Source organism: Bradyrhizobium sp. BLXBL-01 (assembly GCF_051853025.1).
In the GTDB taxonomy this organism is placed as follows: Bacteria; Pseudomonadota; Alphaproteobacteria; order Rhizobiales; family Xanthobacteraceae; genus Bradyrhizobium.
Genome location: NZ_CP182471.1, coordinates 7885707 through 7906131, shown reverse-complemented (window position 1 = coordinate 7906131; position 20425 = coordinate 7885707). Strand labels below are relative to the sequence as shown.

General features: G+C 65.4%; 23 protein-coding genes. 16 read left to right on the top strand and 7 right to left on the bottom strand.

All coding sequences use genetic code 11. The annotated features are described in order from the left end of the window. Window positions 1-3: 3 nt before the first annotated feature. On the top strand, window positions 4-570 hold the full coding sequence (locus ACNJYA_RS36610; protein WP_172786074.1) for a PAN domain-containing protein: 567 nt from the start codon (window positions 4-6) through the stop codon (window positions 568-570). A gap of 124 nt (window positions 571-694) precedes the next feature. Here ACNJYA_RS36610 and ACNJYA_RS36605 read toward each other — a convergent pair whose 3' ends face one another. From ACNJYA_RS36605 to tldD, 3 genes are all read right to left on the bottom strand, one after another. Beyond that, the gene (locus ACNJYA_RS36605; protein ID WP_439364833.1) at window positions 695-1261 is read right to left on the bottom strand and encodes a nucleotidyltransferase family protein; all 567 of its coding nucleotides are present in this window, start codon (window positions 1259-1261) and stop codon (window positions 695-697) included. Between the two features lie 121 nt (window positions 1262-1382). Next, a complete protein-coding gene (lepB, locus tag ACNJYA_RS36600; protein WP_172786072.1) occupies window positions 1383-2159 on the bottom strand; it encodes a signal peptidase I in 777 nt (258 codons plus the stop codon). Then, window positions 2156-3583: a metalloprotease TldD gene (tldD, locus tag ACNJYA_RS36595; protein ID WP_439364832.1), complete on the bottom strand. Its 1428-nt coding sequence runs from the start codon at window positions 3581-3583 to the stop codon at window positions 2156-2158. The genes lepB and tldD overlap by 4 nt, the downstream gene beginning before the upstream one ends. Window positions 3584-3752: 169 nt before the next feature. Between tldD and ACNJYA_RS36590 the strand changes: the two genes are divergently transcribed. After that, complete coding sequence (locus ACNJYA_RS36590; RefSeq protein WP_439364831.1) at window positions 3753-4040, top strand: hypothetical protein; 288 nt, start codon at window positions 3753-3755, stop codon at window positions 4038-4040. Window positions 4041-4319: 279 nt separating this feature from the next. On the opposite strand, the gene ACNJYA_RS36585 is transcribed toward ACNJYA_RS36590, so the two are convergent. After that, complete coding sequence (locus tag ACNJYA_RS36585; protein WP_172786070.1) at window positions 4320-4853, bottom strand: invasion associated locus B family protein; 534 nt, start codon at window positions 4851-4853, stop codon at window positions 4320-4322. Window positions 4854-5312: 459 nt separating this feature from the next. Between ACNJYA_RS36585 and coxB the strand changes: the two genes are divergently transcribed. The 9 genes from coxB to ACNJYA_RS36540 all read left to right on the top strand — a co-directional run bounded on the left by coxB (window position 5313) and on the right by ACNJYA_RS36540 (window position 12428). Further along, window positions 5313-6167: a cytochrome c oxidase subunit II gene (gene coxB, locus ACNJYA_RS36580; protein ID WP_172786069.1), complete on the top strand. Its 855-nt coding sequence runs from the start codon at window positions 5313-5315 to the stop codon at window positions 6165-6167. A gap of 87 nt (window positions 6168-6254) precedes the next feature. Next, window positions 6255-7880: a cytochrome c oxidase subunit I gene (gene ctaD / locus ACNJYA_RS36575; protein WP_172786068.1), complete on the top strand. Its 1626-nt coding sequence runs from the start codon at window positions 6255-6257 to the stop codon at window positions 7878-7880. Window positions 7881-7941: 61 nt separating this feature from the next. Beyond that, on the top strand, window positions 7942-8886 hold the full coding sequence (locus ACNJYA_RS36570) for a heme o synthase (protein ID WP_172786067.1): 945 nt from the start codon (window positions 7942-7944) through the stop codon (window positions 8884-8886). Beyond that, a complete protein-coding gene (locus ACNJYA_RS36565; RefSeq protein WP_212256145.1) occupies window positions 8883-9059 on the top strand; it encodes a CoxF protein in 177 nt (58 codons plus the stop codon). Before ACNJYA_RS36570 ends, ACNJYA_RS36565 begins: the two co-directional genes overlap by 4 nt. 5 nt (window positions 9060-9064) lie before the next feature. After that, entirely contained in the window at window positions 9065-9718 is a 654-nt protein-coding gene (locus ACNJYA_RS36560; protein ID WP_439364830.1) for a cytochrome c oxidase assembly protein, read from the top strand. A gap of 78 nt (window positions 9719-9796) precedes the next feature. Continuing rightward, a complete protein-coding gene (locus ACNJYA_RS36555; RefSeq protein ID WP_172786065.1) occupies window positions 9797-10693 on the top strand; it encodes a cytochrome c oxidase subunit 3 in 897 nt (298 codons plus the stop codon). Between the two features lie 97 nt (window positions 10694-10790). Beyond that, window positions 10791-11192 carry a DUF983 domain-containing protein gene (locus ACNJYA_RS36550; RefSeq protein ID WP_172786064.1) on the top strand — a complete coding sequence of 134 codons (402 nt, stop codon included), beginning with the start codon at window positions 10791-10793 and terminating at the stop codon, window positions 11190-11192. Then, window positions 11189-11953, top strand: a complete 765-nt coding sequence (locus tag ACNJYA_RS36545; RefSeq protein ID WP_212256147.1) for an SURF1 family protein — start codon at window positions 11189-11191, stop codon at window positions 11951-11953. The genes ACNJYA_RS36550 and ACNJYA_RS36545 overlap by 4 nt, the downstream gene beginning before the upstream one ends. A gap of 109 nt (window positions 11954-12062) precedes the next feature. After that, on the top strand, window positions 12063-12428 hold the full coding sequence (locus tag ACNJYA_RS36540; RefSeq protein WP_172786062.1) for a nuclear transport factor 2 family protein: 366 nt from the start codon (window positions 12063-12065) through the stop codon (window positions 12426-12428). 1 nt (window position 12429) lies between these two features. Here ACNJYA_RS36540 and ACNJYA_RS36535 read toward each other — a convergent pair whose 3' ends face one another. Beyond that, window positions 12430-13770 carry a histidine kinase gene (locus ACNJYA_RS36535; RefSeq protein WP_439401679.1) on the bottom strand — a complete coding sequence of 447 codons (1341 nt, stop codon included), beginning with the start codon at window positions 13768-13770 and terminating at the stop codon, window positions 12430-12432. A gap of 86 nt (window positions 13771-13856) precedes the next feature. Between ACNJYA_RS36535 and ACNJYA_RS36530 the strand changes: the two genes are divergently transcribed. The 5 genes from ACNJYA_RS36530 (at window position 13857) to ACNJYA_RS36510 (ending at window position 19143) form a co-directional block, all read left to right on the top strand. Continuing rightward, window positions 13857-14501: a response regulator transcription factor gene (locus ACNJYA_RS36530; protein WP_172786060.1), complete on the top strand. Its 645-nt coding sequence runs from the start codon at window positions 13857-13859 to the stop codon at window positions 14499-14501. Window positions 14502-15040: 539 nt separating this feature from the next. After that, on the top strand, window positions 15041-16459 hold the full coding sequence (gene thrC, locus ACNJYA_RS36525) for a threonine synthase (RefSeq protein ID WP_212256149.1): 1419 nt from the start codon (window positions 15041-15043) through the stop codon (window positions 16457-16459). After that, window positions 16456-17745, top strand: coding sequence for a M16 family metallopeptidase (locus ACNJYA_RS36520; protein WP_172786058.1), 1290 nt, complete (start codon window positions 16456-16458; stop codon window positions 17743-17745). Before thrC ends, ACNJYA_RS36520 begins: the two co-directional genes overlap by 4 nt. 39 nt (window positions 17746-17784) lie before the next feature. Further along, window positions 17785-18372 (top strand): GNAT family N-acetyltransferase, encoded by a 588-nt coding sequence (locus ACNJYA_RS36515; protein ID WP_035996611.1) that lies wholly within the window; start codon window positions 17785-17787, stop codon window positions 18370-18372. A gap of 120 nt (window positions 18373-18492) precedes the next feature. Beyond that, the gene (locus ACNJYA_RS36510) at window positions 18493-19143 is read left to right on the top strand and encodes a hypothetical protein (RefSeq protein ID WP_439364828.1); all 651 of its coding nucleotides are present in this window, start codon (window positions 18493-18495) and stop codon (window positions 19141-19143) included. Window positions 19144-19355: 212 nt separating this feature from the next. Here ACNJYA_RS36510 and gspM read toward each other — a convergent pair whose 3' ends face one another. Then, complete coding sequence (gene gspM, locus ACNJYA_RS36505; RefSeq protein WP_172786056.1) at window positions 19356-19841, bottom strand: type II secretion system protein GspM; 486 nt, start codon at window positions 19839-19841, stop codon at window positions 19356-19358. 5 nt (window positions 19842-19846) lie between these two features. Continuing rightward, entirely contained in the window at window positions 19847-20413 is a 567-nt protein-coding gene (locus tag ACNJYA_RS36500; RefSeq protein ID WP_172786055.1) for a F0F1 ATP synthase subunit B, read from the bottom strand. Window positions 20414-20425: the final 12 nt, after the last annotated feature.

Below are 20425 nucleotides of genomic sequence, written 5' to 3'. Positions count from 1 at the left end.
CCGATGGGGAAGGGCCGCCTGTCCGGGGCCGTCATGGCCAGCGCCGCGGCATGTGTCACGCTGCTTTCGCTTGCATTTGCGAGCGTGCCGGCGCCTGCCCAGACCGCCTTCGATCGGCCCGGCGGCGACTATTTCAGTACGCCCGTCACCTCGGGCGATCCCGAGGATTGCGCGCTGCTGTGCGAGCGCGATCGCCGCTGCCGCTCCTGGAGCTTCAACTATCCCGACGTCGAAGGCGGCTCGGCGGTGTGCTGGCTGAAGAACACGGTGCCGACGCGCGTGCCGGGAAGTTGCTGTATCTCCGGGGTGCGCGGGGCCGGCGTGATCGAGCCGCGCGTCGAGGGCGTCGAGACGTCGATCGACCGGCCCGGCGGCGACTTGCGCAATTTCGAGATCAAGGACGGCGACGGCGTCGAGGCCTGCAAGGCCGCCTGCACCGCCGACAACAAATGCCGCGCCTTCACCTATGCCCGCCCCGGCTACACCGGCCGTGAGGCACGCTGTTTCCTGAAGAAGGAAATCAAGCCGCCGCGAAGGAAGGCGGGGTTCACGTCGGGCGTGGTGCGATAGGCGCAGCTCTCACCGCCGTCATTGCTGTCGTAGGGTGGGCAAAGGCGCGCAGCGCCGTGCCCACGATCGTTCAGCCATTGCACGAGGTGGTGGGCACGCTTCGCTTTGCCCACCCTACGAGATCTCACTCCGCTGCAACCACCGTGATCTCCGGCCACAGCGCCTTCCAGCGCGCGGCCTTCGCCGCATAGTTCGCCGCAGAGAAATTCGCACCCGGATTGGGACGCGTGATCAACCCCGCGACATCGTCGAAGCCGTGCGGCGCGTAGACCTCGTAGCCATCGCCCTTGCGTCTCATCCCGATTTGCGTGTTCTGCGTGAGGAAGCGGTCGATGCCTTCCCTCGAGCTGCTCAGCGGCGGATAGGGCAGGCCGTGCTTGGCGGGGTACCACACGTGCACGCGGGCCTGGTTGCGCACCTCGATCTTGGCACCGAGATGCGCGAGGCGCGCATGGAGGGTGCGGATCACCGCATCCTCGGCCTCCCACGATGTGTCGGGGTCGAAATAGAACACGTCGTAATCGGCGATGCCGTGATCGATCGGGCGGCCCGTGAGCACGTTCCACACCGTCTGCACCAGGCATCCCGACACCAGCCACGCATCCGCTAGCGCAAGCCGGTGCAGCTCGTCGAGGATCGCGGCGTTGACCGGATTGCGCAAGGCGAGCGCGAGGAATTCGTCGCGGGTCATCGGAAATCGTAGGGTGGGCAAAGGCGCGCTCTTCGCGCGTCGTGCCCACCATCTCTCCACGTTACGACAGATGTGGTGGGCACGCTTCCGCTTTGCCCACCCTACCGATCTACGTTACCGCTCAGTGCACGGCGGTGAAGAATCGCGCCAGCCTGAATCCGGACAGCCAGGTCCACACCGGCTGGCTACGCATGCCGAGATCCCAGGAGCCGACCACTGCGTCCGCACGGCCGATCAGATTGTCGATCGGCAACAGGCCGACGCCGCCGGAGCGCAGCGGCACGCGGCTGTCGGCCGAATTGTCGCGGTTGTCGCCGAGCACGAACAGATGCCCTGCCGGCACCGTCACCTCGGGCGTGTTGTCGAGCGGACCGCTGTCGCGCATCTTGAAGATCAGATGCGAGACGCCGTTCGGCAGCGTCTCGACATAACGATAGGCGGGCTCGCTGCCGCCATGGTCGTCCTCGGCGGCGCCGACGCCATCGGGCTTCAGCTCGGCCGGACGGTCATTGATGAAAAGCTGGCCCTGCCGCATCTGGATGCGGTCGCCGGGCAGACCCACGACGCGCTTGACCCAGGCCTGCGAGCGATCGCCGGGCCAGCGGAACACGACGACGTCGCCGAGCTTCGGCGTCTCCGCGAAGACGCGGCCGCTCTCGGGCAGGCTGATCTGAATCGGCAGCGACGAGGTGCCGTAGCCATAGGGGAATTTCGAGGCGAGCAGCGCATCGCCGATCAGAAGCGTCGGCTCCATCGAGCCCGACGGCACGTAGAACGGCTCGGCGAGCGCGCCCTTGGCGATGAACACGGCGGCGACGATGCCGGCGAGCTGCACGAGTTGGCCGCCCCAGCCGCTAGTCTTCCGCTTCGGGGTGACCGTTGCCTTTTCGATGCTCATGCGCCCGTTCCACCCACCGTGATGCGCTCCATCAGCAGCGACGGCTGGCCGACGCCGACAGGCACGCCCTGGCCGTTCTTGCCGCAGGTGCCGATGCCGGTATCTAGCGCGAGGTCGTTGCCGATCATGCGGATGCGATGCAAATCGGTCGGCCCGTTGCCGATCAGCATGGCGCCTTTGAGCGGCGCTCCGATCTTGCCGTTCTCGATCTTGTAGGCCTCGGTGCACTGGAACACGTACTTGCCCGAGGTGATGTCGACCTGACCGCCGCCGAAATTCGCGGCGAACACGCCGTTCTTCACCGAGGCGATGATCTCGGCCGGGTCGCGGTCGCCCGCGAGCATGTAGGTGTTGGTCATGCGCGGCATCGGCACATGGGCATAGCCCTGGCGGCGGCCGTTGCCGGTCGGCTTCATGTTCATCAGCCGCGCGTTCTGGCGGTCCTGCATGTAGCCGACCAGGATGCCGTCCTCGATCAGCACGGTGCGGTTGGTCGGCGTGCCCTCGTCATCGATCGAGAGCGAGCCGCGGCGCGAGGCAATGGTGCCGTCGTCGACCACGGTGACGCCCTTGGCCGCGACCTGCTGGCCCATCAGGCCGGCGAAGGCCGACGCCTTCTTGCGGTTGAAGTCGCCTTCGAGGCCATGGCCGACGGCTTCATGCAGCATCACGCCGGGCCAGCCGGCGCCCAGCACGACGTCCATCTCGCCGGCGGGAGCCGGAATCGATTCCAGATTGACCAGCGCCTCGCGCAGCGCGCCGTCGGCGGCCTCGCGCCAGTTCTTGCTCTCGATGAATTCGGCATAGCCGGCGCGGCCGCCATAGCCCTTGCTGCCGCTCTCCTGGCGATCGCCCTGGCCGGCGACGACCGAGATATTGACGCGCACCAGCGGACGGACGTCGCGATAGCTCTCGCCGTCGGGCCGCAGGATCTCGACGACCTGCCAGGTCGCGCCCAGGCTGACGCTGACCTGCCGTACCCGCGGATCCTTGTCGCGCAGGTAAGCGTCGATCTCGGCGAGCAGTTTTACTTTGGTCTCGAAGCCCGGCGCATCCAGCGGATTGTCGTCGCCATAGAGGCGGACATTGGTATGCGGGGGCGGCGCCGAGAAGCTGCCGGAGTAGCCGCCGCGCACGGCCGCAACCGCGTCGGCCGCGCGAATCAGCGCCGGCAGCGACACGTCCGAGGAATGCGCGTAACCGACCGCGTCATCCTTGACCGCGCGTAAGCCAAAACCCTGCGAGGTGTCGTAGGTCGCCTGCTTCAGCCGCCCATTGTCGAACATCAGCGCTTCGGTCTGGCTGTATTCCAGGAACAGTTCGCCGTCGTCAGCGCCCGAGAGCCCGCGCGCGACCTCGCTGCGAACCTGGTCGCGGTCGAGATTGGCGCGGTCGAGCAGGGAGGTCGTGGCAGGATTGGTCATGCGTCCGTCCATTATCGGAAGATGTGGGGCAAGATAATGGTTTTGGATCGGTTCCGCGAGGGGCGGGCCGTCACATTACGGAAACGATAGGTGAGACTTCCCCTTAAGCCGGCTTTCAGGCTTTCCAGGCTATGACGGGCGAACCCTGGGTCGGAGCCGCCGGCAGAGCATGTGGAATTCCCTGCTTTTGTTCTGGGATCAGTATCACGGCCTGATCATCGGCTTTGCCGCGCTGGCTCTGGTGCTGCTGTTCAATCAGTTCGCCTACCGTCGCCGGTGGACGTCATATCCCTCCCGCGAGGATTACCTTGCAGCCCACCCCGGATGCGCTACGGCGGAAGGCGTCGTCTGCGTGACGTGCCGGCGCAAGGCGTTGGTAGCGCCGGTGGCCGGCAGAGGCCGCATCTATCGCTGCGGCTGGTGTGACTCCGAACTCTATCGCGTCGACAAGGCGTGAGGTCGCGAATTGTTGGGCAGGTGGTTGCCCACGCTCCATCATTGCGAGCGCAGCGAAGCAATCCAGACTCTTTCCGCCGAGACAGTCTAGATTGCTTCGCCGCGCTCGCAATAACGATCGGGCAAAGGCGTGCGCCACACTCTCAGTCGTCATGGCCGGGCTTGTCCCGGGCATCCACGTCTGTCCTCGATCGCGGTGGCGCGTGGATGGCCGGGATAAGCCCGGCCATGACGGAGCCGATGGTGAAGGCGAATAGGTGGCTCGGGGCTGTGTGACGCGCTACGGCAGCTTGTCATAGCCCTCGCCGAGCCCGTTCAGGCTGAGCGGGAACCCGATGCCTTCTTCCGGGGTCTCGAAGATGATGAAGGTCGCGGTCTTGGCGCCGCGGAGCTGGCCGAGCAGCTTGTCCTCCAGGACGACCTCGGCGACGCAGCCGTTGGGCAGGCAGCGGACGAAGCCGGCGCGGCCGACGTCCTGGTTGTCGAGCTTGAGCCCGAGGCCGGAGGGCAACAGCACCCCGAGCGGGGCGACCACGCGCATCAGGCGGCTCTTCTGGTCGGCGGTCTTGAGCACGATCACGGTCAGGCCGGCATTGGAGCGGTCTTCGGCCACCACGCTCTGGATCAGGGCGCATTGCTCGGTCTGGGCGCCCGGCGGGGTGTCGCAGCGGATCTGCCAGTCGCCATGGACGGAGCGCACCGCGCCCTGCGCATGGGCGAGCCCCGGAAGCGCCAGCAGGACGATCGCAGCCAGGAGGGCGGCGAGCGCCGGGAGGCCGTTCGCCGGCCTTGCCATCGATCTCGAAAGCCCCATCGGGTCGGTCCCTCTGCTCGCCTGGGTTGCTCGCGCTTGGCGGACTGATCTGGCGGACTGATACGGAAATGACGGCGTCTTGAAGGCGATTCCCAAGCAAATTCCGCGCCGCCCACACCGCCATTGCCGGCACGAATCAGGTTCCTGCCTGGCTGTCTGCAAGTGCCTACCGCGGGCAATTCCGCTGTCAAGCCGCAGCGTCCCGGGAAACGGTATTTTTGTCTGATCTTGCTGGGAAATATCTTGCCGGTGATGCCTGGCAGACGGGGCTCAAGACTGCATTGCGATAGATCAAGAATTATGGTTTGAGAGGCTTGATTTCGCGCTCTAGCGATCTGGCCCCGATTCCTCTTAGAGGTATTCTTGCGTGGCGGTTTGTCGGACTGGCGGATCGAATAAGCGTTTCCCGGAAGCAGGGGAATGCACTTGGGGTGATTTCGGAAGGGGAGCGCGAACGACATGAGGATGTCGATGGGTCGGGTGGGCCGGCAATTGCTGGGATTGGCCACCATCGCCGTGGTGGCGGCTGGCGTCACGTTGGCGACGGGTGGTGCGGCATTGGCCGAGCTCGGGCAGCCGGCGCCGTGGGAGTGGACGCTCCAGCAGTCCGGTTCCCCGGTGATGGACAACATCGTCTGGTTCCACAACTTCCTCTTCGTGCTGATCACCCTGATCACGCTGTTCGTCCTCGCGCTGCTCGTGATCGTGGTCGTCAAGTTCAACGCGAAGGCCAATCCGGTGCCGTCGCGGACCACCCACAACACGCTGATCGAGGTGGCCTGGACCCTCGTTCCGGTGCTGATCCTGGTCGGCATCTCGGTGCCGTCGTTCCGGCTTCTGTTCCTGGAGCTCGACGTGCCGAAGGCGGATCTGACCATCAAGGCGACCGGCAAGCAGTGGTACTGGTCCTATGCCTATCCGGATAACGGCAAGTTCGAGTTCGACTCGCTGATGGCGCAGGACAAGCAGCCCCGCCTGCTCGGTGTCGACAACGAGATGGTGGTGCCGGTCAACAAGGTGATTCGTGTCCAGACCACTGGCGCCGACGTCATCCATGCATTCGCGGTGCCGGCTTTCGGCATCAAGATCGACGCCATCCCGGGCCGGCTGAACGAGACCTGGTTCAAGGCCACCAAGACCGGCATGTACTACGGTCAGTGCTCTGAACTCTGCGGCAAGGACCACGCTTTCATGCCGATCGCCGTGCGTGTGGTGAGCGACCAGGAATTCGCCTCCTGGGTCGAGACGGCGAAGAAGAAATATGCGAGCGGCGGCACCAGCACCTACGCCTCCGCGGCCGGCCCGACGCAGTAAGCGACGGGTGACGGCTTTCAGGGACTGAAAGCGATAAAAGGGCGGGACCTCCAAAGGTCCGAATGGGACGCAAGGCAGGATTTGAAAATGGCAACGAGCGCAGCGGCACACGGCGATCACGCGCAAGCCCACGGACATGACGAGCACGCCCATCCGACCGGGTGGCGGCGCTACGTCTATTCGACCAACCACAAGGACATCGGCACGATGTACCTGGTCTTCGCGGTCATCGCCGGCATCATCGGTGCCGCGATGTCGATCGCGATCCGGGCCGAGCTGATGTATCCGGGCGTGCAGGTCTTCCACGAGACCCACACCTACAATGTGTTCGTGACCTCGCATGGCCTGATCATGATCTTCTTCATGGTCATGCCGGCGATGATCGGCGGCTTCGGCAATTGGTTCGTGCCGCTGATGATCGGCGCGCCGGACATGGCGTTCCCGCGCATGAACAACATCTCGTTCTGGCTGCTGCCGGCGTCCTTCGCGCTGCTGCTGATGTCGACCTTCGTGGAGGGCGAGCCGGGCGCCAACGGCGTCGGCGCCGGCTGGACCATGTACGTGCCGCTGTCGAGCTCCGGCCATCCGGGGCCGGCCGTCGACTTCGCGATCCTGTCGCTGCATCTCGCCGGCGCCTCGTCGATCCTCGGCGCCATCAACTTCATCACCACGATCTTCAACATGCGCGCGCCGGGCATGACCCTGCACAAGATGCCGCTGTTCGTGTGGTCGATCCTGGTGACGGTGTTCCTGCTGCTGCTGTCGCTGCCGGTGCTCGCCGGCGCGATCACCATGCTGCTCACCGACCGCAATTTCGGCACGACCTTCTTCGCGCCCGACGGCGGCGGCGACCCCGTGCTGTTCCAGCATCTGTTCTGGTTCTTCGGCCACCCCGAGGTCTACATCCTGATCCTGCCCGCCTTCGGCATGATCAGCCAGATCGTTTCGACCTTCTCGCGCAAGCCCGTGTTCGGCTATCTCGGCATGGCCTACGCCATGGTCGCGATCGGCGGCATCGGCTTCGTGGTGTGGGCGCACCACATGTACACGGTCGGCATGTCCTCGGCGACGCAGGCCTATTTCGTCGCCGCGACCATGGTCATCGCGGTTCCGACCGGCGTGAAGATATTCTCATGGATCGCCACGATGTGGGGCGGCTCGATCGAGTTCCGGGCACCGATGATCTGGGCGGTGGGCTTCATCTTCCTGTTCACGATCGGCGGCGTGACCGGCGTCGTGCTGGCGAACGCCGGCGTCGACCGCGTGCTGCAGGAGACCTACTACGTCGTCGCGCACTTCCATTACGTGCTGTCGCTCGGCGCGGTGTTCGGAATCTTCGCCGGCTGGTACTACTGGTTCCCGAAGATGTCGGGCTACATGTACAATGAAGCGCTCGCGAAGGCGCACTTCTGGGTCACCTTCATCGGCGTCAACCTGGTGTTCTTCCCGCAGCACTTCCTCGGCCTGTCGGGCATGCCGCGCCGCTACGTCGACTATCCCGATGCCTTTGCGGGCTGGAACCTGGTCTCGTCGGTCGGCTCCTACATCTCCGGCTTCGGCGTGCTGATCTTCCTCTACTGCGTGCTCGACGCCTACATGAAGAAGGTGCCTGCGGGCGACAATCCGTGGGGTGCCGGCGCGACCACGCTGGAGTGGACGTTGTCCTCGCCGCCGCCGTTCCACCAGTTCGAAGTGCTGCCCCGCGTGCAGTGATCGATCTCCCGCGGCGCCCGTGACGGGCGCCGCGGCGCTATAACGAAGCGAGTTGAATTAAGTGTCTGTCCTCGACCACCACGCCGCCGACATCAATCCCCGCATCTCCGAAGCGGAGGTGGGCGACTACATCGCGTTGCTCAAGCCGCGGGTGATGTCGCTGGTGATCTTCACCGCGCTGGTCGGAATGGCGATGGCGCCGGGGCATTTCCATCCCGTGCTGGCAATCACCTCGCTGCTCTGCATCGCGGTCGGCGCCGGCGCCTCCGGGGCGCTCAACATGGCGCTCGAAGGCGACATCGATTCCAAGATGTCGCGGACGGCGAACCGGCCGATCCCGCGCGGCCGCATCACCCGCCCTGAAGCGATGGCGTTCGGCATGACGCTCGCCTTCTTCTCGGTGATGACGCTCGGCATCCTCGTCAACTGGGTCGCGGGCGCGCTGCTCGCCTTCACCATCTTCTTCTACGTCGTGATCTACACCATGTGGCTGAAGCGCTGGACCGCGCAGAACATCGTGATCGGCGGCGCCGCCGGCGCGCTGCCGCCGGTGGTGGCCTGGGCCGCGGTGACGGGCACGGTCGACGTCGAGCCGCTGCTGCTGTTCGCCATCATCTTCTTCTGGACCCCGCCGCATTTCTGGGCGCTGGCGCTGTTCCGCTCCGACGACTACGCGCGCGCCGGCATTCCGATGCTGCCCAACGTCGCCGGCCCCGACGCGACGCGCCTGCAGATCCTGCTCTACACCATCGTGCTGATCGCGGTCGCCGCCGCGCCCTGGGCGCTCGGCTATTTCGACGCCGTCTACGGCGTGGTCTCGCTGATCCTCGGTGCCGGCATGCTGGTGCTCGCCATCAACGTCTATCTGCGCCGTGAGCGCAGCCAGTCGCTGCGCGCGACGCGCAAGCTGTTTGCCTTCTCGATCCTGTATCTGTTCGCGCTGTTTGCGACCCTGCTGGCCGAGGTCGTGTTCCGCGCGCTGGCTCCGATGGTTGGGGGCGCATGATCACCGCGATGGCCGACAAACGCGAGCCAGAAGGAATCGTCCTCACCGAGGCGCAGCAGAAGAGCCGCCGTCATCGCTCCATCGCCATCGCTTTGGCGCTCGGCGTGCTGGTGGTGCTGTTCTTCGCCGTCACCATGGTCAAGGGGCCGGCAGTGCTCGTGCGGCCGATGTAGGAAACATGGATCACCAGCGGACCATATCGCAGGACGTCAGCGCCAAGCCGGGCCATCGCAAGCCGGGCAAGGCACGCGGGCTGGGCCGCGATGTGGTGGTTGCTTCGATCTGCGGCGGCGTGGTCGCGCTGATGGTCGGCGCCTCCTACGCGGCGGTGCCGTTCTACAACTGGTTCTGCCGCGCCACCGGCTTCAACGGCACGACGCAAGTGGCGACCTCCGCGCCGGCCACGGGCCCGATCGCGCGGAAGATCTCGGTGCGCTTCGATTCCAACGTCGCGCCCGGCCTGCCCTGGAAGTTCGAGCCGGAGCAGAGCGAGATCGAGGTCAATATCGGCCAGGTCGTGACGGTCTTCTATACCGTGACCAACCAGGCGGCGCGCGCCACTGCAGGCCAGGCCGCCTACAACGTCGCGCCGCTGACGGTCGGCGCCTATTTCCAGAAGATCAACTGCTTCTGCTTCACCGAGCAGACCATGGCGCCCGGTGAGAAGCGCGAGATGCCGGTCGTGTTCTACGTCGATCCGGCGATCGCCGACGACCGCGAGAACGACGGGCTGAACACGATCACGCTGTCCTACACGTTCTATCCGGTGCGCGATCCGGTGGTGAAGCCGCTGGCATCGGGCGAGGGCGACAAGCGCAAGGGAAATCTTTGACCGCAGGGCTCACGCTCAGGCGGTCGGACACAAGGGGATAAGTGCCTGACAGGCACGGGATTGAGGAGAGAGACGGAAATGGCCACGGCGCACACCAAGCATCACGACTATCATCTGGTCGATCCCTCTCCCTGGCCGGCGGTCGGCTCGCTCTCGGCTTTCATCATGGCGGTCGGCGCCATCGCCTGGATGCACCACATGTTCTCCGCGGCGCCGATCGTGTTCGGCGTCGGCACTGTGGGCGTGCTCTACACCATGGCGAGCTGGTGGGCCGACGTGATCAAGGAAGCCCAGTACAAGGGCGACCATACCCGCGTCGTGCAGCTGCATCACCGCTACGGCATGATCCTGTTCATCGCCTCCGAGGTGATGTTCTTCGTTGCCTGGTTCTGGGCTTACTTCAACGCGGCGCTGTTTCCGGCCGATGCCGTTCACGCCACCCGTGACGCCGTGTTCGGCTGCGGCCTCGGCACGCAGCCCGGCGCTTGCGCGGTCCCCGGCACCTGGCCGCCGAAGGGCATCGAGACCTTCGATCCCTGGCATCTGCCGCTGCTGAATACGCTGATCCTGCTCACCTCAGGCACCACCGTGACCTGGGCGCACCATGCGCTGCTCGAGAACGACCGGCAGGGCCTGAAATACGGCCTGATCCTCACCGTCGTGCTCGGCGCGCTCTTCACCTGCGTGCAGGCCTATGAATACAGCCACGCGGCGTTCTCCTTCGCCGGCAACGTCTACGGCGCGACGTTCTTCATGGCGACCGGCTTCCACGGCTTCCACGTGCTGGTCGGCACCGTCTTCCTGCTGGTCTGCCTGTTCCGCGCCTATGCCGGCCACTTCACGCCGAAGCAGCATCTCGGCTTCGAGTTCGCCGCCTGGTATTGGCACTTCGTCGACGTGGTCTGGCTGTTCCTGTTCCTCTGCATCTACGTCTGGGGACGCGGCGCCGAGACCATGGCCCACGCTGCGCACTGAGCCGTATCGAAGCGATCGGGAAGGGCGGCCGCAGGGCCGCCCTTTCGTTTTCCGGCCGCCGGAAGCTTCTCCGGAAACTGTGATAGAGTCCGTCCTCATGAACGACAGTGCCGGCACACCCCAGTCCGAAACCACGGTCCTGCAAAGCGCGCTGCGCGGGCTTGCCTGCAGATGCCCGCGCTGCGGCCAGGGCAAGCTCTACGCGGGCTTTCTGACGCTCGCGCCCGCTTGCGACCGTTGCGGGCTCGACTATGCCTTCATCGATTCCGGCGACGGTCCGGCGATCTTCATCATCATGCTGGCCGGCGGCATCGTCGTCGCCTGCGCACTCATCGTCGAAGTCAAATACCAGCCGCCATACTGGCTGCATGCCGTGCTCTGGCTGCCGCTGATCCTCGCCACCACGCTGTTGCCGCTGCGCTCGATGAAGTCGCTGCTGATCGCGCTGCAATTCCATCACAAGGCGGCGCCGGGCCGGTTGGTCGATCGCGCGAAATGACCGAGCCTGCGCGCAAGGCCCGCGTGACCGGCTTCGCGCTGTTCACGCTGTTCCTGACGGCCGTGTTCGTCGCCCTCGGTGTCTGGCAGCTGCAGCGCCGCACGGCCAAGCACGAGCTGATTGCGGCACTCACCGAGCGGATTGCGGCGGCGCCCGTCGCGCTGCCGCCGTCCGCGCAATGGGCCGCGCTCAATCCCGCCCGCGATGAATTCCGCCGCGTCAGCTTCACCGCGACTTACGCAGCCCTGCCCGATGCGATGGTCTATTCCTCCGGCTCGGCAGTGCGCAAGGACGCCTCCGGCCCGGGCACCTGGGCGTTCCTGCCGGCGCGGCTTCCCGGCGGCGAGATGCTCGTGATCGACGCCGGCTTCGTCGAGAATACGATGCAGGACCGCGGCGTCGAGGATCGCGCGGTGAAGAAGCTCGTCACGGGCGAACCGGTGTCGCTTACCGGCTATCTGCGCTTTCCCGAGGCGCCAAGCTGGCTGACACCGGCGGAGAATCGCGACAAGCGGCTCTGGTTCGTGCGCGATCATCTGGCAATCGCAAGCGCGCTGGGCTGGGGTGCGGTTGCGCCGTTCTATATCGATCTCGAGCAGCCCGCGCCGGCGAACGGCATTCCGCGCCCGGGGCCGCTCGTGGTGAATCTCAAGGACGATCACCTGCAATACGCGATCACCTGGTTCACGCTCGCGGGCGCGGTGTTGATCGCATTCGCGGTCTGGCTGCGAGGACGGCGGCAGAGTTCCGTCACTCCGTAGATTCCCTGATGTGGAACCCGGAATCGCCCGGACTTTATTATTCAGCGGACATTCACGAGTGTGGTCCTAAGCCGTCTTCAAGATTTCTCGCGGCAGACAGGATTTCGGCGTGAGCGATTTCGATCAGATGGGAATTGTCGTCGACTGGGTGGATGCCTGTCGGAGAGGCGATCTTGCGACGCTGCTCGACCTCTATGCCGACGATGCCGAGCTCGAATGCACGTGCAACGGCACGGAACGCTATCGCGGCCGCAGCGAGCTTGAAATCTATTGGCAGCCGCGGCTCAGCACCTTCTCGCTGGCTGGCTTCGGGCTGGAAGAGATCCATCCCGCGTCCCACGGCGTCGACCTCGAATATTCCGTCGCCGGCGCGCTGCGCATTCAGGCCTCGTTCCGCTTCAGCCCGGATGGCAAGATCCGCAGCACGCTGTGCGAGCCGGCGCGACAGAATGCGCATCACGGCTGCGCGTGCTGAACTAGCCTGGTGCTGGCGCGTCCCGCATCGTCTCCGCCGGAAGGCGACAGCGCACGTAAGTTCGCTCATCCACGCGCAACAGCGATAGCGATCCGCTGAGCGCGCGCACGCGCTCGTGCATGCCGGTCAGGCCGCGGCCGAAGACATTGCCCGCAGGAAAACCGCCGCCGTCGTCGGAAATCTCGACGACGAGCGTCTTGTCGGCGACCGTCGCCTGCACATGGGCGTTGCCGGCGTTGGCATGTCGCAGCACGTTGGTCAGTGCCTCCTGGATCACCCGATAGACGGTCTGCGCCAGCGGTCCGCCGATCCCGCTGAGATCGGGATCAATCGCGTCCGTCAGGACGATATGAGGTGCCTGCTTGCGAAAATTCCGCAGCAGCGTCTGTACGCTGCTCGAAAGGCCGAGTTCCTCGATATAGAGCGGTCGCAGCTGGTCGAGGATGCGGCGGTTGGTCTGCTGCAGTGCCTCGACCGATTGCAGCAGGTCCTGTGCCGAATTGCCGAGATGTCCCTGCGGCTGGGAGGCCTCGCTCAGCGCGATCGTGCCGGCGCGGATGCTGAACAGCAGGGGGCCGAGCTCGTCATGCAGCTCGCGGGCGAGATCGCGCCGCTCGTCATCCTGGAGCGACACCAGGCGGTGCATCAGATCGCGATTGTCCTGGCTCAAATGCGCCAGCGTTGCAGCCAGCGCATTCGCCTCCTCGCAGCTCTGCCGGATTTCCGGCGGGCCCCCGACCGGTATCGGTCTGGTGTAGTCGCCCCGTCGTATTCGCGTGAGACCTTCGCCGAGATCCTGCAGGGGGCGCAGCACCGATCCCGACAAGACATAGGCAATCGTGCCGATAAGAACCATGAGCGCGGCGAGCAGGCTGGCGAGCGCTAGAAGGCCAATCCATTTCTCGAACAGATCGGCCGACAGGTCCTGCAGAAATACGATGTCGCCAACGCGCTTACCGTTGATCATCACCGGAAATGCCGTGTCCATGTTGGGAACAGCGAGAAGGTCGATGAACCATTGCGGCACGCCATGCGGCTTGCGCAGGTCGTCCTTCGCCGGTGGCGCGGGACCTGCTCCCAGGCGGCGGAATTGGATATCGGAGGAGGTGTCCAAAGAATGGACAAAGGCGTCGAGGGTCTGCCGCGGATTGTCCGAAGCGCTCAAGGCGTTGTTGAGCGCGGCGGCGACCGCCTCCGTCGAACGCCGTCGCGGCTCGCTCTCCTCCGCCAACTGGCCGGTCGCGAAAACCTGGAGCAGCACGCCGCCCAGGACCAGCGCCGCGAGAAAACTGGCGCCGAGCGGGAGAAACAATTGTGTCCGGAACGAAAGTCGGTGCCACATTAGGTCAATTCTAACGCGCATCGGCGGAATTTGCTCTTTCCATTTATTCCCGCCGGTCTAAGAGTCGAGAAAACAGAGAGTGCGCGATGCAAGATACCGCCAAGCTGGCGACAAGGGTCCTGATCGTCGACGACCATCCCGTGGTGTTGTCCGGCTGCCGCACCCTGTTCGCATCCGACCATTCAATCCGCATCGACGAGGCGACCGACGCCAAATCCGGGCATCGCGCCTATGTCAGCAAGCGGCCCGACGTCACCGTGATCGACATCAGCCTGCCCGACGTCTCCGGTTTCGAGCTAATGCGACGCATCCGCAAGGATGATCCCGACGCCAAGATCATCATGTTCAGCATGAACGACGATCCGGCCTTCGTGGTGCGGGCCGTCGAGCTCGGGGCGCAAGGCTATGTCTCCAAGGGCGACGACCCCAGGATCCTGCTGAAAGCGGTGCGCAAGGTGGTGGCGGGCGACAATTTCATCTCACCGCAGCTTGCGGAAGCCGTGACGTTTTCCGGCGCGGCGATCAAGGCCAACCCGGCTTCGCAGATGACGCCGCGGGAGCTCGAAATTCTCCGCTTGCTCGGACGCGGCGACAAGATCGTCGAGGTCGCCGAGGCGCTCGGCATCTCCTACAAGACCGTCGCCAACACCACGTCCCTGCTCAAGCAGAAGCTGGGCGCCAAGAACCATTCCGACCTGATCCGGATCGCAGTGGAAATCGGGTTGAACTGACCTTTGCCAGCGACCGAACCGGCTGCTTCAGGATGCAGCGGTTCGGCCGACGGATCGACGCCGCCGCTGGCCGGGCAATGCATGGACAACGGGCTGACACCCATCCGCCGACACAATGGGCCGAGGCTGTATTCGTTCCCATGGCTCATGCGGGAAAAAGCGGAATTCATTGCCGAGATTGGGCTGTGCCTGCGTCGGACGAGCCCTGAGCCGAGTCGGGAAGAATAGGAACATTTTCGAGACGTGCGGTTTTGGCCTTGACGATTTCGTGACAGGCGACGAAAGCTTGCCGGAACAGTTTTGAGGGGCGACGACGCCGACGAAGCAAACCGGTCTGCACACAACGACAGACCTTCCAAGAGAAGGGCTGCGGCAATGCCGCAGCCCTTTTTCATTGGGCGAGGGGAAGGCCGGAAGCGGTTTCCCGATGCCGCAAAACACTCTATGGTGGCTCAAAGCCTCTGGCTGTTGACAAGTAACTACGTAGAATCAAAGGCTTAAGGGTCGAGCTTCGGACCGGCCGGCCTTTGGAGGGCAGTTTGACTCGTTATATCTCGACCCGGGGCGAAGCCCCCGAACTCGGCTTTTGTGACGTGATGCTGACCGGCCTTGCCCGCGACGGTGGCCTGTATGTGCCGGCGGCGTGGCCGCAGCTCCCGAGCGAGACGATCGCCGGCTTCTTCGGCCGTCCCTATTGGGAAGTCGCGGTCGACGTGATTCGTCCCTTTGCCGGCGGCGAGATATCGGACGCCGAGCTCGGGCGCATGGCGAACGAGGCCTACGCCACCTTCCGCCATCCTGCGGTGGTGCCGCTGCGCCAGATGTCGCCGCACCAGTTCGTGCTGGAGCTGTTCCACGGTCCGACGCTCGCCTTCAAGGACGTGGCGATGCAGCTGATCTCGCGGCTGATGGACCACGTGCTCGAAAAGCGCGGCCAGCGCACCACGATCGTGGTCGCGACGTCAGGCGATACCGGCGGCGCCGCGGTCGAAGCCTTTGCCGGCCTCGAGAACGTCGATCTCATCGTGCTGTTTCCGCACGGCCGCATCTCAGAGGTGCAGCGGCGGATGATGACGACGACAGGCGCGGCCAACGTCCATGCGCTCGCCATCGAAGGCACCTTCGACGACTGCCAGGCGCTCGTGAAGGGGATGTTCAACAACCATCGCTTCCGCGATGCGACCTCGCTTTCCGGCGTCAATTCCATCAACTGGGCGCGCATCGTCGCCCAGGTGGTCTACTATTTCACCTCCGCCGTCGCGGTCGGTGCGCCGGCGCGCGCGGTCGATTTCGTCGTTCCCACCGGCAATTTCGGCGACATTTTTGCCGGCTACGTCGCCAAGCGCATGGGGCTGCCGGTGCGCACCCTGCGCATCGCCGCCAACGTCAACGACATCCTGGCGCGCACGCTGAAGACCGGCATCTACGAGGTGCGCGAGGTGCACGCGACGGCATCGCCGTCGATGGACATCCAGATCTCCTCGAACTTCGAACGGCTGCTGTTCGAGGCCGGCCGGCGCGATGCCGCCGGCGTGCGCCGCCTGATGGAACAGCTGAAGCAGTCCGGGCGCTTCGTGCTGCCCGATGCGACACTCGCCGCGATCCGCGAGGAGTTCGATGCCGGGCGCGCCGACGAGACCGAGACTGCGGCTGCGATTCGCGCTGCCTGGCGCGAAGCCGGCGAGCTGGTCGATCCCCATACCGCCGTGGCGCTCGCCGTCGCGGACCGTGACACCACCGATACGAGGGTGCCGAGCATCGTGCTCTCCACCGCGCATCCGGCCAAATTCCCCGACGCCGTCGAGGCGGCCTGCGGCCAGCGGCCGCAACTGCCGGCCTGGCTCGACGGCCTGATGACCAAATCCGAACACATGAGGGTGATGAAGAACGATCAGGCCGAGGTCGAGCGGTTCGTGCTGTCCGCCAGCCGCGCCGCAAAGCAGGGAGTTGCCGGATGAGCGTCGAGATGTCCAAGCTTGCCTCCGGCCTCACCGTCGTCACCGACGAGATGCCCCACCTCGAGACGGCGGCGCTCGGCGTCTGGGCCGGTGTCGGCGGACGCGACGAGAAGCCGAACGAGCACGGCATCTCGCATCTCTTGGAGCACATGGCGTTCAAGGGCACGACCAAGCGCTCCTCGCGCGAGATCGTCGAGGAGATCGAGGCGGTCGGCGGCGACCTCAATGCCGGCACCTCGACCGAGACCACGTCCTATTATGCGCGGGTGCTGAAGGCCGACGTGCCGCTCGCGCTCGACGTGCTCGCCGACATCCTCGCCAATCCCGCCTTCGAGCCCGACGAGCTGGAGCGCGAGAAGAACGTCATCGTGCAGGAGATCGGCGCCGCCCAGGACACGCCCGACGACGTCGTGTTCGAGCATCTGAACGAGCTCTGCTATCCCGACCAGCCGATGGGTCGCTCGCTGCTCGGCACCGCCAAGACGCTGCGCGCCTTCAACCGCGACATGCTGCGCGGCTATCTCTCGACGCATTATCGCGGGCCGGACATGGTGGTGGCGGCGGCCGGCGCGGTCAATCACGCCCAAGTCGTCGCCGAGGTCGAAAAGCGTTTTGCGAGCTTCGAGGGGACGCCGGGGCCGAAGCCGCAGGCCGCTCAATTCGGCCAGGGCGGCACCAAGGTGGTGCATCGCGAGCTCGAGCAGGCGCATCTGACGCTGGCGCTCGAGGGCGTGCCGCAGTCCGATCCGTCGCTGTTCTCGCTCCAGGTCTTCACCAACATCCTCGGCGGCGGAATGTCGTCACGCCTGTTCCAGGAGGTGCGCGAGAAGCGCGGCCTCTGCTACTCCATCTACACCTTCCACGCGCCCTACACCGACACCGGCTTCTTCGGCCTCTATACCGGCACCGATCCCGCCGACGCTCCGGAGATGATGGAGGTCGTGGTCGACATCATGAACGATTCGGTGGAGACGCTGACCGAGGCCGAGATCGCCCGGGCCAAGGCGCAGATGAAGGCGGGTCTGCTGATGGCCCTGGAGAGCTGCTCCTCCCGCGCCGAGCAGCTTGCCCGGCATGTGCTGGCCTATGGACGGCCGCAGACGGTGCAGGAACTGGTCGCCCGGATCGATGCCGTCAGCATCGAATCGGCGCGGGACGCGGCCCGTGCGCTGCTGTCGCGCAGCCGGCCAGCGGTTGTCGCTTTGGGCAGCGGCAGGGGTCTGGACACGGCGGTGTCTTTTGCGGAAGGATTGACCCGGGCGCGCGCCAAGGCGCGGCTGCATTAGGAGCCGCGCGCGGGCTGCCTCGCCCCGGGAAGCATCACCATGGCCCTCTTTCGCCTGCCATCCAGTGGACCCGCCGCCCTCGCGCCGCGCGGCAACGGGCTGCTCCTGCGTGCGCCGCAAATGTCCGACTTCCTGCAATGGGCGCATTTGCGCGAGACCAGCCGCGACTATCTCACGCCTTGGGAGCCGATCTGGCCGTCTGACGATCTCACCCGGTCCGGCTTCCGCCGCCGCCTGCGCCGCTATGCCGAGGACATCGCCGCGGACCGCTCCTATCCCTTTCTGATCTTCCGCGAGCTCGACGGTGCCCTGGTCGGCGGCATCACGCTCGCCAATGTCCGGCGAGGCATCGTGCAGGCCGGTACCATCGGCTATTGGGTCGGCCAGCCCTATGCCCATCGCGGCTACATGACGGCCGCACTGCGGGTGCTGCTGCCGACGCTGTTTGGCGAGCTCAACCTGCACCGGGTCGAGGCCGCCTGCATCCCCACCAACGCGCCGTCGATCCGGGTGCTGGAGAAGTGCGGCTTCTCGCGCGAGGGCCTGGCGCGCCGTTATCTCTGCATCAACGGGGTCTGGCAGGATCACCTGCTGTTCGGCCTGCTGCACGAGGATTTCCGCGGCTGAGCGGCCGTCTGGTGCGGCCGAGTCCCCCTTTTTGCTGCCTTGGGTTCGCCGATTTTGGCGATATAACCGCGTGCCGCGGCCGGCGATCGGCCGGGCAATTGTCATGGAGTACGGGCGTCGATGGTGCAGGAGCTTCGGTCATCGCGGAATGCGTTGCGACTGGGAACGGGGATCGCACTGGCGTTGTCGGTTGCGCTGGCGTCTGTCTCGCCTGCGGCGGCGCAGTCATTGAGCGACCGCTTCAAGAGCCTGTTCGGCGGCAAGTCCGACGAGCCGGCCGAGCCGAAGCCGGCGCCTGCGCCCGGGCAGCCGGCCGAAGACGACCTCGATTGCCCGCAGGTCACGGTGCGCGCGGGGGCCTCGACCTACGCGGTCGGCGCCAGTGGCAAGCCGGCCGTCGGCAATGACATCCGCTTCCAGGCCTCGATCACCAAGATGGCGCGCGAATGCTCCCGCAGCAGCGCTGGCATCACGGCCCGGATCGGCATCCAGGGCCGCGTCATCGCCGGCCCCGCCGGTGCGCCTGCCTCCGTCGAGGTGCCGCTGCGCATCGCCGTCGTGCAGGGCGGCGTCGGCGAGAAGGTGATCGCCTCGAAAGCCTACCGGACCACGGTCGCGATGTCGGAAGGCGGCAGCGTGCCCTTCACCTTTGTCGCCGAGGATCTAGCCTATCCGACACCGGCGCCCGCCGTCGCCGATAACTACATCTTCTATGTCGGTTTCGACCCGCAGGCGCTCTCGCCCGAACCGAAGGCGCGGAAGAAGAAGTAACCTGAGGTCTTGCGGCAATCTCAGCTGTCATTGCCCGCGAAGGCGGGCAATCCAGTATTCCAGAGGCCGCGGTGCTTGAACCGAGAAACCTCGGCGTACTGGATCACCCGCCTCCGCGGGTGATGACACCGCGATTGTGGATGCTGTTACCCGACAAACAAAAAAAGCCGGCGCTCATCGCGCCGGCTTTTTGATTGGGTGAGGCAAATTCCTCAGTTCAGCTTCTGCCGGACTTCGTTGATGCCCTTGGCGAGCAGGTCGTCGGCAACTTGGCCCTTGACCGATTGCGACAGGATGGTCGAGGCAGCCTGGACGGCGGCTTCCGCGGCTGCCGCGCGGACGTCGGCCAGTGCCTGGGCTTCGGCCAGCGCGATCTTGCTCTCGGCGGTCTTGGTGCGGCGGGCGACGAAGTCTTCCATCTTCGCCTTGGCGTCGGCAGCGATGCGCTCGGCTTCGGCCTTGGCGTTGGCGATGATGTCGGCAGCCTCGCGCTCGGCCGTGGCACTGCGCGCCTTGTAGTCGGCGAGCACCTTGGCCGCCTCCTGCTTCAGGCGTGCGGCGTCGTCGAGCTCGGCCTTGATGCGGGCGGCGCGATGATCGAGCGCGGTCATCGCCGACTTGAAGACGCCGAGATAGCCGAACACGATCATCAGGATCACGAAGGCGACGGCGACCCAGGTTTCAGGATCGAAGAACATCTCGACTAACCCTTCAAGGACGCGTCAACGGCGGCATTGACCGAGGCGGCATCCGGAATGACCCCGGTGAGCTGTTGCACGATCTGGCCTGCCGCGTCGGCCGCGATGCCGCGGACGTTGCTCATGGCGGCCGTGCGAGTCGAGGCGATGGTCTTCTCCGCCTCGGCGAGCTTGGCCGTCAGCTGCTCTTCCAATGCCTTGCGTTCGGCGTCCGCCTGCGCATTCGCCTTGTCGCGGGATTCGTTGCCGATCGCCTGCGCCCGCGAACGCGCCGAGGCGAGCTCGCTTTCATAGGCCTTCAGCGCAGCTTCGGACTGGTCCTTCAGCTTCTGCGCCTCGCCGAGGTCGCCCTCGATCTTGTTCTGGCGTGCTTCGATCGCACCGCCGACCTTCGGCAGCGCGAGCTTGGACACGATCACGTAAAGCAGGACGAAGAAGATCGCGAGCGACACCAGCTGTGAAGCAAAGGTGCTGCTCTCGAACGGCGGAAAGCCGCCGCTGTGATGACCGCCATCGGCTTCAGTGTGGGCACCTGCCGCCGGTCCTTTTGCCCCGCCATGACTCTCGGCCATGGAGTACTCCTG